The 16,245-nt window shown below is 67.2% G+C and carries 16 protein-coding genes; 3 read left to right on the forward strand and 13 right to left on the reverse strand.

The window, feature by feature from the left end:
• Positions 1-26: 26 nt before the first annotated feature.
• The 10 genes from AC1D2O_RS09740 to AC1D2O_RS09785 are packed head-to-tail and all read right to left on the reverse strand — an operon-like array spanning position 27 to position 9,720.
• Positions 27-599, reverse strand: coding sequence for a DUF1415 domain-containing protein (locus tag AC1D2O_RS09740; RefSeq protein ID WP_478089203.1), 573 nt, complete (start codon positions 597-599; stop codon positions 27-29).
• Positions 596-1,843, reverse strand: a complete 1,248-nt coding sequence (locus tag AC1D2O_RS09745; RefSeq protein WP_478156837.1) for an MFS transporter — start codon at positions 1,841-1,843, stop codon at positions 596-598. The genes AC1D2O_RS09740 and AC1D2O_RS09745 overlap by 4 nt, the downstream gene beginning before the upstream one ends.
• Positions 1,844-1,854: 11 nt before the next feature.
• Positions 1,855-2,985: a deoxyguanosinetriphosphate triphosphohydrolase gene (locus tag AC1D2O_RS09750; protein ID WP_478089205.1), complete on the reverse strand. Its 1,131-nt coding sequence runs from the start codon at positions 2,983-2,985 to the stop codon at positions 1,855-1,857.
• 1 nt (position 2,986) lies between these two features.
• Positions 2,987-4,096, reverse strand: coding sequence for a 3-dehydroquinate synthase (gene aroB / locus AC1D2O_RS09755; RefSeq protein ID WP_478089206.1), 1,110 nt, complete (start codon positions 4,094-4,096; stop codon positions 2,987-2,989).
• 36 nt (positions 4,097-4,132) lie between these two features.
• Positions 4,133-4,678, reverse strand: coding sequence for a shikimate kinase (locus AC1D2O_RS09760; protein WP_478089207.1), 546 nt, complete (start codon positions 4,676-4,678; stop codon positions 4,133-4,135).
• Between the two features lie 23 nt (positions 4,679-4,701).
• A complete protein-coding gene (locus AC1D2O_RS09765) occupies positions 4,702-6,825 on the reverse strand; it encodes a type IV pilus secretin PilQ (protein WP_478156839.1) in 2,124 nt (707 codons plus the stop codon).
• Complete coding sequence (locus AC1D2O_RS09770) at positions 6,822-7,361, reverse strand: pilus assembly protein PilP (protein ID WP_478089209.1); 540 nt, start codon at positions 7,359-7,361, stop codon at positions 6,822-6,824. The genes AC1D2O_RS09765 and AC1D2O_RS09770 overlap by 4 nt, the downstream gene beginning before the upstream one ends.
• Positions 7,358-8,026, reverse strand: coding sequence for a type IV pilus inner membrane component PilO (locus AC1D2O_RS09775; RefSeq protein ID WP_478089210.1), 669 nt, complete (start codon positions 8,024-8,026; stop codon positions 7,358-7,360). Before AC1D2O_RS09775 ends, AC1D2O_RS09770 begins: the two co-directional genes overlap by 4 nt.
• A 6-nt stretch (positions 8,027-8,032) precedes the next feature.
• Positions 8,033-8,644 (reverse strand): PilN domain-containing protein, encoded by a 612-nt coding sequence (locus AC1D2O_RS09780; RefSeq protein ID WP_478089211.1) that lies wholly within the window; start codon positions 8,642-8,644, stop codon positions 8,033-8,035.
• Positions 8,641-9,720, reverse strand: coding sequence for a pilus assembly protein PilM (locus AC1D2O_RS09785; RefSeq protein ID WP_442284757.1), 1,080 nt, complete (start codon positions 9,718-9,720; stop codon positions 8,641-8,643). The genes AC1D2O_RS09780 and AC1D2O_RS09785 overlap by 4 nt, the downstream gene beginning before the upstream one ends.
• Positions 9,721-9,961: 241 nt before the next feature.
• Here AC1D2O_RS09785 and AC1D2O_RS09790 point away from each other — a divergent pair, with 241 nt between their 5' ends.
• A complete protein-coding gene (locus tag AC1D2O_RS09790; protein WP_478089212.1) occupies positions 9,962-12,364 on the forward strand; it encodes a penicillin-binding protein 1A in 2,403 nt (800 codons plus the stop codon).
• Between the two features lie 222 nt (positions 12,365-12,586).
• On the opposite strand, the gene cyaY is transcribed toward AC1D2O_RS09790, so the two are convergent.
• Positions 12,587-12,919 (reverse strand): iron donor protein CyaY, encoded by a 333-nt coding sequence (cyaY, locus tag AC1D2O_RS09795; RefSeq protein WP_478089213.1) that lies wholly within the window; start codon positions 12,917-12,919, stop codon positions 12,587-12,589.
• A gap of 12 nt (positions 12,920-12,931) precedes the next feature.
• Here cyaY and lptM point away from each other — a divergent pair, with 12 nt between their 5' ends.
• Both lptM and lysA read left to right on the forward strand, forming a co-directional pair.
• Positions 12,932-13,168 (forward strand): LPS translocon maturation chaperone LptM, encoded by a 237-nt coding sequence (gene lptM / locus AC1D2O_RS09800; RefSeq protein WP_478156841.1) that lies wholly within the window; start codon positions 12,932-12,934, stop codon positions 13,166-13,168.
• Positions 13,165-14,448 (forward strand): diaminopimelate decarboxylase, encoded by a 1,284-nt coding sequence (gene lysA, locus AC1D2O_RS09805; protein ID WP_478156843.1) that lies wholly within the window; start codon positions 13,165-13,167, stop codon positions 14,446-14,448. The genes lptM and lysA overlap by 4 nt, the downstream gene beginning before the upstream one ends.
• 18 nt (positions 14,449-14,466) lie before the next feature.
• Here lysA and AC1D2O_RS09810 read toward each other — a convergent pair whose 3' ends face one another.
• Both AC1D2O_RS09810 and msrP read right to left on the reverse strand, forming a co-directional pair.
• Positions 14,467-15,114 carry a protein-methionine-sulfoxide reductase heme-binding subunit MsrQ gene (locus tag AC1D2O_RS09810; protein ID WP_478156845.1) on the reverse strand — a complete coding sequence of 216 codons (648 nt, stop codon included), beginning with the start codon at positions 15,112-15,114 and terminating at the stop codon, positions 14,467-14,469.
• Between the two features lie 69 nt (positions 15,115-15,183).
• Positions 15,184-16,182 (reverse strand): protein-methionine-sulfoxide reductase catalytic subunit MsrP, encoded by a 999-nt coding sequence (gene msrP, locus AC1D2O_RS09815; RefSeq protein ID WP_478156847.1) that lies wholly within the window; start codon positions 16,180-16,182, stop codon positions 15,184-15,186.
• Positions 16,183-16,245: the final 63 nt, after the last annotated feature.

The following is a 16,245-nucleotide window of genomic DNA, read 5'->3' on the forward strand; positions in this document are numbered from 1 at the left end:
TTGCTCGGAGCGGTCCGGCGCGGCGCTCATCGCTCGCTCCCCGGCCCGACGTCCAGCGCCGCCCATCCGGCCGCACCCAGCGCTTCGAGCGTCTCGATGTTGCGCCCGAAGATCGCCTCGGCGTCCGGAAAGGCGTCGACCGCCCGGCTGACACTGTCCTCGCGCAGCAGGTGCAGCGTGGGATAGGGGGCCCGGTTGGTGGCGTTCGTGATGTCGTCGACCTCGGTGCCGCCGAACTGGAAGCGCGGGTGGAAGCTGGCCAGTTGCAGAAGCCCGTCGAAGCCCGCGCGCGCCAGGCGGCGCTCGGCACGCGCCGTGAAATCGTTGAAGTCCAGGAAGTCGGCCAAGGTGTTCGGTGCCATCAGAAGTGTGGTGTCGCGCTCGGAGGGCGCCAAGGCCGCAAGCGCTTCGGCCTCGCGGATCATTGCCTCGATCAGGCCGGACTCATCATCCTGCAAAAAGGCCGCGTAGTGGACCTGGCCGCGCGTGTGCACGGCTTTGGCGAAGGGACAAAGATTGAGTCCGATCACCGCGCGTTCGAGCCAGCGCCGGGTGTCGGCCTCGGCCTGCGCGGCGGAAACCGTTGCAGGGTCCGTCATGCGGCGCCCCTCTTGGGTACGGACGGCGAAAGCCGGGCCGCGAGGACCATGCCCGCGAGCGAACACGCCAGGGTCACGATCCAGGTCCATTGCCAGCCGCCCACGCGGTGCGCGAGCCAGGCCACCACCGGCGGCGCCACGAACTGGCCGAACGAGGAGGCCTGCTGCATCAGGCCCACGGTGGTCGACACCGTGGAAGCGCCGGGCGCGCACCGCACGCTGAGCATGAACAGGGTCGCCGGCACGACGCCGCCGCCGAGGGAGAACATGCAGATCGCCAGATAGCGCAGTGCCGGCGGCAGGCTCCAGGCCGTCTCCGGAGCGCTGATCCCGGCGAAAGCCGCGACGCTGCCGAGCCCCATCACGACAAATCCCCAGCGCAACAGCCGGACCGGCGCCATGCCGCGCTGCAGCAGCTGGCCGCCCGCCACGTTGCCGACGATGTTCGCGCCTGCGGCCAGCGCAGTGAGCGCCGCATTCCAGCCAGCCGGCACCCCTGCACTGGCATAGATGGCAGGCAGGAAGCCGATCACGGCCATCCATTGCGAGGAATAGACCGCGAATGCCAGCGCGAGCGTCCAGGGCCCGCTCGCGCCCAGGGTGTCGCGCAGTCGCACCGACCACCCCTCGGCCGAACCGCCCGACGCGCCCCGACGGGTGCGGTCCGGCGGCACCGCCAGCGCCACCCCCACCGCCGCGGCGGCGGAGATCGCCGCCAATGCCCACCACCAGCCCGGCCAGCCGGCACCGGCGATCGACGCCGGGCCCAGCAGCAAGGCCAGGGCGACGCCGAACGGCATGTAGGCGCCCCACAGGCCGATCGCGCTCTTGTCCGCGCCGGCAGGGGCCACCGCGCGGATCAGCCCGGGTCCCGGCATCACGGCCAGCAGGAAGCCGACGCCCTCGAGCGCGCGCAGGGCGAGCAGCCAGCCGACCGCAAGGACCGGGTCATCGATCCAGACCCCTACCCCGCCTCCCAGCGCACTCGTGAGGCTGACCAGCATCAGTCCGGCCAGCATGCTGCGCCGCAGGCCGATGGTGTCGGCTGCCAGCCCGACCAGCAGGCCGAGCGTCATGCCCGCCAGCTGCACCAGCGACAGCAGGAACCCCGCCTGCACCAGGCCAATGCCCAGCGTGGCTTGCAGGGCCGGCACCGCCGGCGGCAGCTTGCCGATGTGCAGTGCGGCGGCGACGCCGCCCGCGACGACCGCGAGCGCCGCGGCGGGGATCCGGGGCCGATGCATCGACGGTCCGCTCATTCGACCCACCGCCGCCCCGTGAGGCGCTCGTATTCCCGGATCGCGAACCGGTCGGTCATGCCGGCGATGTAGTCCGCGACGCCTCGCTGGCGGTCGGCACGCTGGGCGAAGGCCTCGGGCATTTGGGCGGCGTCGTCGAGGTAGGCGTCGAACAGCGCACGCACGACGGCCTGGGCCTGGTCCGCTGTCTGCATCACTCGGGGGTGGCGATAAAGATTGCGAAACAGGAAGCGCTTGAGATCCGAGGACTCCACGCGCATGCGGGCGCTGAAAAGCACCAGCGGCGCGCTTCGGCGCACCGCGTCCGCATCCGCCGGCGCGGTCGATTCGAGCGCACTGCGGGTGGCGTCGATGACGTCGTAGACCTGCGCGCTGAGCATCCGGCGAATGGTTTCGTACAGCACCCGTCGCCCCTGCAGGCCGGGATGCTCGGCCAAGGCCTCGCGCCGATGCCGATCGAACAGGTCGACCTCGCCGAGATGATCGATACCGATCAGCCCCGACCGGACGCCGTCGTCGATGTCGTGCGCGTTGTAGGCGATCTCGTCCGCCAGGTTGCACAGCTGCGCCTCGAGCCCGGGCTGGGTGCGGTCGCAGAAGCGCCGCCCCACCCCGCCCGGCTCCTCGGCCTCGATGCGTTCGGCGTTGGCGCGCGAGCAGTGCTTGAGAATGCCCTCGCGGGTTTCGAAACTCAGGTTGAGGCCGTCGTACTGCGGGTAGCGATGCTCGAGTTCGTCGACCACGCGCAGGCTCTGCAGGTTGTGCTCGAAGCCGCCGTGGCCCTGCATGCAGGCATCGAGCGCGTCCTGGCCCGCATGGCCGAAAGGGGTGTGGCCCAGGTCGTGGGCCAGCGCGATCGCCTCGACCAGGTCCTCGTTGAGCCGGAGCGCCCGCGCGATCGAACGGCCCAATTGGGCGACCTCGAGCGAATGCGTGAGCCGGGTCCGAAACAGGTCACCTTCGTGGTTCAGGAAGACCTGGGTCTTGTAGACCAGGCGCCGGAAGGCGGTCGAATGAACGATCCGGTCGCGGTCGCGCTGGAAGGCGTCGCGCGTCGGCGCCGGCACCTCGGGATGGCGCCGGCCGCGCGAGCGCGCGGGGTCGCAGGCATAGGGCGCGAGGCTCATGTCAGGCCACGCAACAATGCGCCAGGACTTCGCGCACCATCGCATCGGGCGCGCTGCGCACCACCGCCGAGCCCGGTTTGTCGATGACCACGAAACGGATCTCGCCGGCTTCCGATTTCTTGTCGACGCGCATCAGCTCAAGGTAGCGCTCGGCCCCGAGCGCCGGCGCGGTGACCGGAAGGCCGGCGCGACGAACCAGTGTCGTCAGCCGCGCGACGAAGGCGGCGTCGATGCCGCCGAGCCGCTGCGACAGATGCGCCGCCATGACCATGCCGCAGCCGACCGCCTCGCCGTGCAGCCACTCGCCATAGCCGAGCCCCGACTCGATCGCGTGGCCGAAGGTGTGGCCGAAATTGAGGATCGCGCGCAGGCCGGCTTCACGCTCGTCCTGGCCCACGACCTCGGCCTTGATCTCGCAGCTGCGCTTGACCGCGTGCGCCAGCGCGGTGGGCTCGCGGGCGATCAGTGCATCGATGTGGTCCTCGATCCAGGCCAGGAAGTCCATGTCGTAGATCGGGCCGTACTTGATGACCTCGGCCAGCCCGGCGCTGAGTTCGCGCGGCGGCAGCGTGGCCAGCGTCGCCAGGTCGCACAGCACCAGTTGGGGCTGGTAGAAGGCGCCGATCATGTTCTTGCCCAGGGGATGATTGATTGCGGTCTTGCCGCCAACCGACGAATCGACCTGCGCCAGCAGCGTCGTCGGCACCTGCACGAAAGGCACGCCACGCATGTAGCTGGCGGCGGCGAAACCGGTCATGTCGCCCACCACGCCACCGCCGAGCGCGAACAGCACCGTCTTGCGGTCGCTGCCTCGGGCCAGCAGCGCATCGAAGATCAGGTTCAGGGTCTGCCAGTCCTTGTGGGCCTCGCCGTCGGGCAGTTCGAGCACGTGCACTTCGCGGTAGCGGCCAGCCAGCGCCTTTTGCAGGGCTGCCGCATAGAGTGGCGCCACGGTGGTGTTGGTGACGATCAGGGCGCTGGCAGCCGCCGGCACGGCCGCGAAACTGCGTGCATCGCCGAGCAGCTCGCTGCCGATCAGGATCTGGTAGCTGCGCTCGCCGAGCTGGATCTCGACATGTTGAGGGGGGACGGGCAGAACGGGCAATGGCATGCCCCCGAGTTTAGGTGCACGCCGACTGGCCCCGGGTCAGTCGACCGGATGTCCCTTGGCGTCGGGCACCACGACCCCGGCGAGCTCGAGCTGCATCACGATGATGTTGACCAGCATCGCGATCGACGGCCGGCCGGTCTCGACGATCTCGTGGGCCGTCTCACGGTAGAGCGGATCGCGCGCCTCATGGAGCTCGCGCAAGCGGCCCAGCGGGTCGGCCACCTGCAGCAGTGGCCGCTTGACGTCGTGGCGCAGCCGCCGGAACACATCCTCGGGCGTCGAGCGCAGGTAGAGCACATGGAAGTTGGCGCGCAGGGTTTGCCGATTGGCCTCCCGCAACACGCAGCCGCCGCCGGTGGCCACCACGCCGTGGGGCGCCGCCGCCAGTTCGGCGATGACCGACTGCTCGAGATCCCGGAAACTGGCCTCCCCCTCGCGTTCGAAGTAGTCGCGGATCGAACAGCCGAGCCGATCCTCGATCACATGATCGCTGTCGATGAAGGGAAGCTGCAGGCGCTGCGCCAGACGCCGGCCAATCGCGGATTTTCCGGCGCCGGGCAAGCCGACGAGTGCGACCGCCATGCGAAGCTACGAACGCTGCGCGTTCAACGCGCAGCGTTGCGGTCGGTGATCATTTTCGGGGTGATGAAGACGAGCATTTCAGTTTTGTTGGCAGTGCGAGTGCGCGTCCGGAACAGTGCCCCGAGATAAGGCACTTCACCGAGCACCGGGATGCGCGACTCGTCATTGGATTCAGTGAGTTCGAAGATACCACCAATGACGACCGTCCCGCCGTTCTCGACCAGCACCTCGGTTTGCACGTGCTTGGTGTCGATCGCGAAGCCGGCCGTGGTCGGCCGTCCCACCGTGTCCTTGTTGACGTCGAGCGTCAGGATGATGTTGCCCTCGGGCGTGATCTGCGGGGTCACCTCGAGCTTCAGGTTGGCCTTGCGGAACGCGATCGAGGTGGCGCCGCTGGAGGTCGCGACCTGGTAGGGCAACTCCGTGCCCTGCTCGATCAAGGCCTTGGTCTGGTCGGCCGTCACGACGCGCGGGCTCGACACCACCTTGCCCTTGCCGTCGGCTTCGAGGGCGGAAATCTCGAGGTTCAGGATGCGGGACAAGCTGGAATTGAACAGCGAAATCGCGAACGTGCCCGGCGCGCTGCCGTTGCCCGTGACACCGGTCGATGGCAGATTGACGAAGTTGCTGCCGGTCGGGGTCGAGATGATGTTCGCCGCCGTGTTCGCAGTTCCGGGAACGAAAACCGTCGGCCCGATCGCATTGTTGTTGTTCAACACGCCGCCGCCCAGCCTCACGCCCAGCGACTTGCCGAACGTATCTGCCGCTTCGACGATGCGCGCCTCGATCAGGACCTGGCGCACCGGGATGTCCAGCTTCTGGATCAGCTCGGCCACCTGCACCAGGCGAGACGGGATGTCCGACACGAACAACTGGTTGGTACGCGCTTCCGCGATCACGCTGCCGCGCGGGCTCAGGATCCGGGTCGCCGTGCCGGCGCCGCCACCACCGCCGCCGCCGGCGGAGGCGCCGGTGCCGGTCAGGCCTGCGGCGATCTGCAGTGCCTTCGTGTAGTTGAGCTGGAAGGACTGGGTACGCAGCGGCTCCAGGTTCTGGATCGCGGCCTGGGCCTCGAACTCCATCTTTTCCTTGGCGTTGATCTCGTCCTTGGGCGCGATCCACAGCACGCTGCCGTTCTTGCGCATGCCGAGGTTCTTGGCCTGCAGGATGATGTCCAGCGCCTGGTCCCAGGGCACATCCTTCAAGCGCAGCGTCAGCGAACCGGTGACCGAGTCGGAAGTCACGATGTTGAAGTTCGTGAAGTCGGCGATCACCTGCAGCAGCGAGCGCACCTCGATGTTCTGGAAGTTCAGCGACAGCTTCTCGCCGTTGTAGCCCACGCCCTGCGTCAGCTTGGTCGGATCGATCTTGCGCGGCCGCACTTCGACCACGAACTGGTTCTCGCTCTGGTAGGCGCTGTGCTCCCACTCACCGCGGGGCTCGATCACCATCCGGACGCGGTCACCGACCTGCTGGGTGGTCACGAGTTGCACGGGCGTGCCGAAATCGGACACGTCGAGGCGGCGGCGCAGGCCTTCGGGCAAGGTCGACTTGGTGAATTCCACCACCAGGTTCTTGCCTTGCTGGCGGATGTCGACACCCACCTGGTTGTTGGCCAGGTCGACGATCACGCGGCCGGTGTTGTCGCTGCCGAGGCGGAAATCGACATCGCGCAGCGGCAGCATGTCGCGGTTGCGGTTCTCGGCGAAGGCCGATTGGGCCGAGGCCACCAGCGCCGCGCCGGCCACCGGCTCCAGCGAGACCAGCAGCGACTTGCCCTGGATCTCGGTTTTGTAGGCAGTCGCCTGCTTGAGGTTCAACACCAGGCGGGTGCGTTCGCCGGCCTGGACCACGTTGACCGAGCGCAGGTTGCCCTGGTTGATCTCGATCGCGTTGCGTCCGATGGAATTGGTGACACCCGGGAAATCGAGTGCGACGCGGGCCGGCGACTGGATCGCGAAGCCGGTCGGCGCCGCGGCGAGTGGCTGGGTGAAATCGACCCGGATCACCTCTGCGCCGGACTGCATCGAGCTCGTGACGGATTCGATCGCATTCTGGGCATGCACGACGGCCGCCGCGCCGAACGCCACGAGCGCCGCGCCGGCGACGCGCAGCCACTGCGCCAGCATTGATTTTTGTAGTTTCATTTCGACCTCTCTTGCAACTGCAGCGTCGCCACGCGTTCGATCCATTCACCGGCGGCGTCCTGCACGATTTCACGCAAGCCGAGTTCGGTTTCGCTGATACGGGTGATGAGCCCGTAGTTGAGTCCCAGATAGTTGCCGACCCGCACCTGGTAGAGCAGCTTGTCGACGCTGATGAGCGCCACGGGCTGGCCGTTGCGGCTCAGGCTTCCGACCATCGCCATCGAATCGAGCGGGAAGGCCTCGAGCGCTTCCTTGCGCCGCGCCAGTTCGGGGGCAATCAGGCCCGAGCTGCTGGGCTGGGCCGAATCGCGCCGCAGCGCCTGCGTCAGCTTCTGCATGTTGAAGGGGTCGAAGGCGGCGCTCTCGCTGTAGGCCTGCGGCGTGAACTTCTTCGGTTCCGTGATCGGGGGCACGCTGGGCTTCACCTGCGCGCGCTGTTCGGCCATCCAACGCTGGAGGTCTTCCTGTTCCGAACCGATGCAGCCGGTCAGGCCCACCGCTGCGGCCGCAAGCACCAGTAAGCTGAGCGCCCTCATTTCTTCTTCGCCCCCGCGGCCGCGGCGCGCTGCATGTTCTGCTCTTCCTCGTCCAGATAGCGATAGGTCCGCGCCGTGGCATCCATGACCAGCACCCCGTCCTTCTGCGGCGCCACCGAGAGATTGTTCAAGGTCACGATCCGCGACAGATTCGCGATGTCGGCGGCGAAGGCGCCCATGTCGTGGTAGCGGCCCGTCACGCGCACCGCGATCGGAAGCTCCGCGTAGTAGTCCTTGACCAAGACCTGACCCGGTCGGAACAGCTCGAACTGCAGGCTGCGGCCGAGCCCGGCCTGGTTGATGTCGGACAGCAGCGCATCCATTTCGGCCTTGCTCGGCAGCTGCTTCTCGAGCACCGTGACGAACTGCTGGACCTGTTCGCGCTGCTTCTTCAGCAGATCGAGATTGGCGGCCTGCGCCACCTTCTTCTGGTAGTCCGCCCTGAGCGTCACTTCCTTGGCGCGCTCGGCATCGAGTTCGTCGTTCGAATTGGTGAGCCAGACGAACCACAGCGCAACAAGAACCGCGGCGGCGACCGCAACGCACAAGGCGTAGCGTGGCACCGGCGGCCAGACCGAAGGGTCGTTGGGGTTCAGTCCCTGGAACTGCTGGCCGAAGCGCCGCAGGCTCAGCGCCAGGTCGAAGGAGGAGCGTTTCTTTGCCATGAGCGCTTACCCCTTCGCCTTGACTTGTGCCGGCACGGCGCCGGGTTTCTGGGCGTCGGTCGGCCGCTTGAGACCAATGCGCATCTTGAAGTTGGCGACCCGCCGCTGGTCGCGTGGCGTCAGGTTCACGGTCGCCGAGGTGATCTCGATCAGCTCCGGCTTGACCAGCCAGGGACTGCTGTTGCCCAGGTTGCGCAGCAGCTCGGAGACTCGCTCGTTCGACTGCGCCATGCCTTGCAGCGTGACCGTCTGGTTCTCCTGCTTCATGCTCGTGATGTAGACGCCGTCAGGCAACTGCCGCACCAGTTCGTTGAGCAGGTGCACCGGCAGGTTGCGATCGCCCTGCAGATCCTCGACCGCCTGCTGGCGCGCACGCAGGGCCGCGATTTCAGCCTGCAGGGTGGAGATCTCCTTGATCTCGATCTCGAGCTTGGCGATCTCGGTCTTGAGCATCGTGTTCTTCGCCTGCTGACCCGAAATCTGGGCTTCGAACCACAGAAACGCGGCGCCGGCGATGACGCAGCCCAGCACCGCGGAAAGGCCCAGCGTGACGTAGAAGGTCTCACGCCGACGCTTGCGGGCCGCTTCCCGGTGCGGGAGCAGATTGATCAGGATCACTGCAAGAACCTCCGCATGGCCAGTCCGCAAGAGGTGAGGTAGGACGGCGCTTCGCGCCGCACCTTCTTCTCCCGGATGCCGCTGCCGATCTCCATGCCATCGAACGGATTCACCAGTGAACAGGCGAACGAAGTCTGGCGCGTCACGGCGCTGGTGAGGCCGGGAAGCGCCGCCGAGCCGCCCGCCAGCAGCACGTAGTCGACACGGTTGTGCGGCGTGCTGGTGAAGAAGAACTGCAGCGCCCTGGCGATTTCCTGCGCGATGCTGGCGACGAAGGGCTTGAGCACGCCCGCGCCGTAATCGTCGGGAAGTTCCCCGCTGCGCTTCTTGACCTCGGCCTCTTCGACCGAAAAGCCATACTGCCGAACGATCAGCTGGGTCAGCTGCGCCCCGCCGAAGGCCTGGTCGCGGTCGTAGAGCACTTCCTGGTTGCGCAGCACCTGCATGCTGGTGGTGAACGCACCGACCTCGAACAGGGCAACGACCGCATCCTGGCCCTGGCCGGGAAGCAGCTCGATCAGGCGCGAAGTGGCGAGCCGCGAGGCATAGGACTCGACGTCCAGGATCACGGCCTTGAGGCCCGAGGCTTCGGCCAGGCCCTGGCGGTCCTGCACCTTCTCCTTGCGTGAGGCAGCGATCAGCACCTCGACGTCGCCGGCCGAGCTGGCGCTCTGTCCGATGACGCAAAAGTCGAGACTGACTTCGTCCAGCGAGAACGGAATGTATTGATTGGCTTCGGACTCGACCTGGATCTCGAGCTCCTGCTCGCTCATGCCGCCGGGCAGCACGATCTTCTTGGTGATCACGGCCGACGGCGGCAGGGCCAGGGCGACGTTCTTGGTGCGCGTGCCGCTCTTGCGGACCACGCGCCGCACGGCCTCCGCCACCTCGTCGAACTTCTCGACATTGCCGTCGGTGATCCAGCCGCGCTCGAGGGGCTCGATGGCGCAGCGCTCGAGCACGAGCTTGCCGCTCGCGTCACGGCCCAGCTCGACCAGCTTCACGCTGGACGAACTGACGTCCAACCCGAGCAGGGGCGCGGGCTGGCGGCGAAACAACGATCCGAGAGCAGTCAAGTTCGATCCCATCCGTTTGTAACGATTGGAAATATTTGCGTGTGGTTGCATGCTAGCAGCAAGGTGCGAGCCCAACCAAGCGCCGAATCTCCAGGGCGTGAGCAATCGTTGTCAAAAGTCGACGTCACTGTTCTGAACTGCAACTTACGTCACAAATAGGAGTACTTGGGTCCTAACTGCTACCGACGCTCCGTCCTGAAGCGGGGCGTTTTTATAATGCGCGCAGACTCTGACAGCCTCAATGCCCGAAACCTCTCGACCCAAAGGGCCTGCCAAGGCTCACGCTCCCAAACGCCCGGCCTGGCTGACATGGTTGCTCCGGTTCATCTTGTGGAGCCTCGGGATCGTCGCGGCCGGTGGGCTCGCCCTGCTCTGCGTGATCGCCGTGGCACTCGCGGTCGCCTACCCGAACCTGCCGGACATTTCCGAGCTCGCGGACTATCGGCCCAAGCTGCCGCTGCGGGTGTTTTCGGCCGAAGGGATCCTGATCGGCGAGTTCGGCGAGGAGCGTCGCAACCTGACGCCCATCGCGACCATTCCGAAGGTGGTGAAGGATGCCGTGCTGGCGGCCGAGGATGCCCGCTTCTACGACCATGGCGGCGTCGACTACAAGGGCATGCTGCGCGCGGGCATCGCGAACATGAACCGCGCCAAGAGCCAGGGTGCCTCGACCATCACGATGCAGGTGGCGCGCAACGTCTACCTGAGCTCGGAAAAGACGCTGACCCGCAAGATCTATGAAGTGCTCCTGACCTTCAAGCTGGAGCACCTGCTGACGAAGGACCAGATCTTCGAGATCTACCTGAACCAGATCTACCTGGGCAACCGGGCCTACGGATTCGCGGCGGCCTCCGAGGCCTACTTCGGCAAGCCCCTGCAGGACATCACGATCGCCCAGGCGGCGATGCTGGCCGGCCTGCCGAAGGCGCCGGGCGCCAACAACCCGGTCAACAATCCGGCCCGCGCGCGCGGGCGCCAGCAGTACGTGATCGACCGCATGCAGGAGGCCGGCTTCATCACCGCCGAGCAGGCCGCCGAAGCCCGCAAGGAAGAACTGCAGCTGCGCGACGCCGCCGATCCGACGCGCCTGCACGCCGAATACGTGGCCGAAACCGTGCGCCAGCTGATGTACGCGCAGTATGGCGACAGCACCTACACGCGCGGCCTCAAGGTCTACACCACGCTGGTCGCGGCCGACCAGGCGGCGGCCTACCGGGCGCTGCGCAAAGGCATCATGGACTACGAGCGCCGCCAGATCTACCGCGGCCCCGAGAAGTTCGTCGACCTGCCGGCCTCCCCCAAGGAGCTGGACGAGGCGGTCGACGACGCGCTGGGCGAGCATCCCGACAACGGCGACGTGATGTCGGCGGTGGTGCTGAAGGCCGGTCCCAAGGAGATCGAGGCGGTGCGCGGCAACGGCGACAGCGTGATGATCACCGGCGAAGGCCTGAAGCCGGCGCAGTCCGGCCTCTCGGACAAGGCGCCGCCGAACATCAGGATCCGCCGCGGCGCGGTGATCCGGGTCGTCAAGACGCCCAAGGGGGCCTGGGAAATCACCCAGCTGCCCGAAGTGGAAGGCGCCTTCGTCGCGATGGACCCGCGCGACGGCGCGATCAAGGCCATGGTCGGCGGCTTCGATTTCGACAAGAACAAGTTCAACCACGTCACGCAGGCCTGGCGCCAGCCGGGCTCGAGCTTCAAGCCCTTCATCTATTCGGCCGCGCTCGAGAAGGGCTTCACGCCCAGCACCGTGATCAACGATGGGCCGCTTTTCTTCGACGCCGGCACCACCGGCGGCCAGCCCTGGGAGCCGAAGAACTACGACGGCAATTTCGAAGGGCCGATGCCGATGCGCCGCGCGCTGATGAAGTCCAAGAACATGGTGTCGATCCGCATCCTGCAATCGATCGGCACGCGCTACGCACAGGACTGGGTCACCAACTTCGGCTTCGAGCGCGAAAAACACCCGGCCTACCTGCCGATGGCGCTGGGCGCCGGCTCGGTCACGCCGATGCAGATGGCGACCGCGTATTCGGTGTTCGCCAACGGCGGCTACCGCGTCAATCCGTACCTCGTGACGCGGGTGACCGACCACAAGGACAAGGTGCTGGTCGACAAGCAGCCGCCCCTGCTCAACGAGACCTTGCGCGCGGTGCCGCAGCGCAATGCCTTCCTGATGGCCAGCCTGCTGCAATCGGTGGCCAGCGGCGGCACCGCGGCCAAGGCGCAAGCCACGCTCAAGCGCACCGACATCTACGGCAAGACCGGCACCACCAACGATTCGCTCGACGCCTGGTTCGCGGGCTTCCAGCCGACCATGGCGGCGGTGGCCTGGATGGGCTACGACACGCCGCGCAAGCTCGGCGACCGCGAGACCGGCGGCGGCCTGAGCCTGCCGATCTGGATCAACTTCATGGAGACCGCGATCAAGGGCGTTCCGGTGGCCGAAGTGCCTGCGCCTTCGGGCGTGGTGAATGTCGGCGGCGAGTGGTACTACGACGACTATGCGCCGGGACGCGGCGTCGCGGCCCTGGGCGTGGACGGCGGGCCGACGCAGCCGGCGGAGGCCATTGCGGCGCCACCGATCAGCGCGCCGGCGCCGGTCGAGGAACGCAGTCGGATCCTGGACCTCTTCAGGAACTAGGCTCGCCCCCAGGTCGCCCGCACTGCGTGTCGGGCTCCCACCCCCTGCCGGGGGCAACACCAGCGGCCCGGCAAAGCCGGTTCCGCGGTGGCACTGTTGCTCGCCCCCAGGTTGGGCTCACTGCGTGTAGCCCGCCCACCCCCTGCCGGGGGCAACACCGGCGGCCCGGCAAAGCCGGTTCCGCGGTGTTTCACCAACAGGCCGGGCTACGCCGGCCGGGGCTTAAGCTGGCGGGAATTCGAGCGGCTGGCCGGCCTGCCGCGTGGCTTCGCGCGACAGGTTGCCGAAGAATTCCTCGCCGGTCTTGGTGTCGACCCAGGACTGGCCGTCGTGCCGGTAGTGGTAGCCGCCGGAGCGGGCCGCGAGCCATATTTCCTGCAGCGGCTTTTGCAGGTTGATGATCAACTGGCTTTCGTTGCGGAACGTGATGGTGATCATCCCCCCGACGCGCTGGTTGTCGATATCGGCGTCGGTCGCGTCGTTGATGCGGTCGCAGCCGCGCTCGATCGCTGCCAGCGCAGCTTCTGCGCGGTCCATGTACTCGGGGTCGGTCATTACAATTTCGCCATGTTGAATGTTCGCCAAATTCTAGTGAGCGCCGTTGGCCTCGCGCTCGTTGGGGTCGGCCTGACGGCCTGCGGTCAAAAGGGCGGGCTGTATCTGCCCACCGATCCGGTCGCCAAGGACCGCGCCACGCTGCCCGGCTTGCTGCTGCCCACCCCGCCCGCCTCCGCGGCCACCGACTCCCCCGCCGTCCCGCCGCCAGCGGCAGCCAGCAGCGCGCCCGCCGGAGGCACGAAGTGAACCACACGGTCGCAAGGCTTCCCGGCCACCCCCACATCGCGCACAAGGACGGCGTGCTGCAGATCGAGGGCCAGCCGCTGTCCGAACTCGCGCAGGCCTACGGCACCCCCCTCTTCGTCTACTCGAAGCAATGGATGCTGGACGCGCTGGCCGCCTACCAGCGCGGTTTCGAGGGCCGCGACGCCCTGGTCTGCTATGCCATCAAGGCCAATTCCTCGCTCGGCGTGCTGCGCGTCTTCGCCGAGGCCGGCTGCGGCTTCGACATCGTCTCGGGCGGCGAACTGGCGCGCGTGCTCGCGGCCGGCGCCGATCCGGCCAAGGTGATCTTCTCGGGCGTGGGCAAGACCCGCGCCGAGATGCGCCAGGCGCTGGCGGCCGGCATCGGCTGCTTCAACGTCGAGAGCGAAGCCGAGCTCGACGTGCTCAACGCCGTCGCGCTCGAGGAAGGCCGCCGCGCGGCGGTCAGCATCCGCATCAATCCCAACGTCGACCCGAAGACGCATCCGTACATCTCGACCGGCCTCAAGGGCAACAAGTTCGGCGTGGCGCACGACCGCGCGGTCGCGATCTACCGGCACGCGGCTTCCTTGCAGGGCCTGCAGGTGGTCGGCATCGACTGCCACATCGGCTCCCAGATCACCGATGCCTCGCCCTACCTCGAGGCACTCGAGCGCGTGCTCGACCTGGTCGAGGCGATCGAGGCGGCCGGCATCCCGCTGCACCACCTCGACTTCGGCGGCGGCCTGGGCATCGACTACAACGGCGATACCCCGCCGGCCGCCGATGCGCTCTGGCAGCAACTGCTCGCGCGCCTCGATGCGCGCGGCTTCGGTCGGCGCCGGCTGATCGTCGAGCCGGGACGCTCGCTGGTCGGCAACGCGGGTGTCTGCGTGACCGAGGTGCTCTACCTCAAGCCCGGCGAGGAAAAGAACTTCTGCATCGTCGATGCGGCCATGAACGACCTGCCGCGGCCGGCCATGTACCAGGCCTTCCACCAGATCGTTCCGCTGGCCGAGCGCCAGGCCGAGGCCACCACCTACGACGTGGTCGGCCCGGTCTGCGAAAGCGGCGACTGGATCGGCCGCGATCGCGTGCTTCAAGTGGCACCCGGCGATCGGCTCGCCGTGCTCTCCGCGGGCGCCTACTGCATGGCGATGGCGAGCAACTACAACACCCGCGGACGAGCCGCGGAAGTGCTGGTCAGCGGCACCCAGGCGACGCTGATCCGCCGCCGCGAGACGATCGAGGACCAACTGCGCAGCGAGCAACCGGGCGCCTGAGCGGCAGGCGCCGCCGGATCACTTGCTGAGCTGGGTGCGCGCCGAAGCCATCGGCCGCGCCTGCTTATTCCTGTTGCGCGCGAAGTTCCATGCGCGCCAGCCGAGCAGCAGCCCGACGATCGCGGCATACACGAACACTTCGGCGAAGTTGTTCTTGCCCGCACGCATCCAGAAGAAGTGCAGCAGGCCCAGGCCGGCGATCCCATAGACCAGCTTGTGCAGCGCCTGCCAGCGCTTCGCGCCCAGCGCCTTGATGGCGCGGTTGAACGACGTGGCGGCCAGCGGCGTGAGCAGCACGAAAGCCGAGAAACCGACCAGGATGAACGGCCGCTTGGCGATGTCCTTGGCGATGTCGGCGAACTCGAAGCCCATGTCGAACCAGGCGTAGCTCAGCAGGTGCACCACCACATAGAAATAGGCGAACAGCCCCAGCATGCGGCGAAAGCGCGCCAGCGCATTGACCTTGCCGATGACCCGCAGCGGTGTGACCGCCAGCACGATGCAGATGAAGCGCAAGGTCCAGTCGCCGGCCGAGCGGATCAGGTACTCGGCCGGATTGGCGCCGAGCCCATCGGTGAGCGCGCCGTAGAACAGCCAGGCGAAGGGCAGCAGGCACAGCACGAACACCAGCGGCTTGGCGCCCGGGTGCATCAGCAGCTTGTTCATGGGTGTTTCTGATCGGTTGAGGACAGAGCAACAACTGCTGCGCAGTTTCTTGGTCTGTCCCGCAAGGTCTCAATAATTCTTCTTGAGGTCCATGCCGGCGTACAGCTGGCCGACCTGCGCCTCGTAGCCGTTGAACATCTGGGTCTTGCTGCGCTTGGCGAACAGCCCGCTGCCGTCGCCGATGCGGCGCTCGGTCGCCTGGCTCCAGCGCGGATGGTCGACGTTCGGGTTGACGTTGGAATAGAAGCCGTACTCCTGCGCCGCCGCCTTGTTCCAGGCGGTGCCGGGCTCCTTCTCGACGAAGCGGATCTTGACGATCGACTTGGCGCTCTTGAAGCCGTACTTCCAGGGCACGACGATGCGCACCGGCGCGCCGTTCTGGTTCGGCAGGACCTCGCCGTACATGCCGAAGGTCAGGAGCGTGAGCGGGTGCATCGCCTCATCCATGCGCAGTCCTTCCGCATACGGCCAGTCGAGCACGCGCGAGCCGACGAAGGGCATCGTCTTGGGGTCCGCCAGCGTCAGGAACTCGACGTACCTGGCATTGCCCTGCGGCTCGACCTTCCTGATGAGTTCGGACAGCGAATAGCCGACCCAGGGGATCACCATCGACCAGCCTTCGACGCAGCGCAGGCGGTAGATGCGCTCTTCCTGGGCGCTGAGCTTGATCAGGTCCTCGATGCCGTACTTGCCGGGCTTCTTGACCAGGCCCTCGACCTCGACCGTCCAGGGCCGGGTCTTGAGGCTGCCGGCGTTCTTCACCGGGTCGCCCTTGTCGGTGCCGAACTCGTAGAAGTTGTTGTAGCTGGTGGCGTCCTTGTAGTCGGTCAGCTTTTCCATGGTCTGGGCCCCGGGCACCGCCGATTTCGCGCCCGGCAAGGCGGCCAGCTTGCCCGGAGCCGTCGCCTGCGCCAGGGCGTCGCGCGCGGCCCAGGAGGCCATGGCGGCACCGGCGGCGCCGCCGGCCAGCCAGCGCAGCATGTCGCGCCGGCCTTCGTAGGCGGCGCGGGGGGTGATCTCGCTCGAACGCGGGTGGATGAAGCCGTCGTCGCGGGAGTGAATCAACATGATGGAGTGCCTTTCGCCTGAAACGTGTGTCAGGGTGAGTTCGTTGCCGCCGCCGATCCGGTT

The sequence above is a fragment of the Variovorax sp. P1_G12 genome, assembly GCF_056405555.1.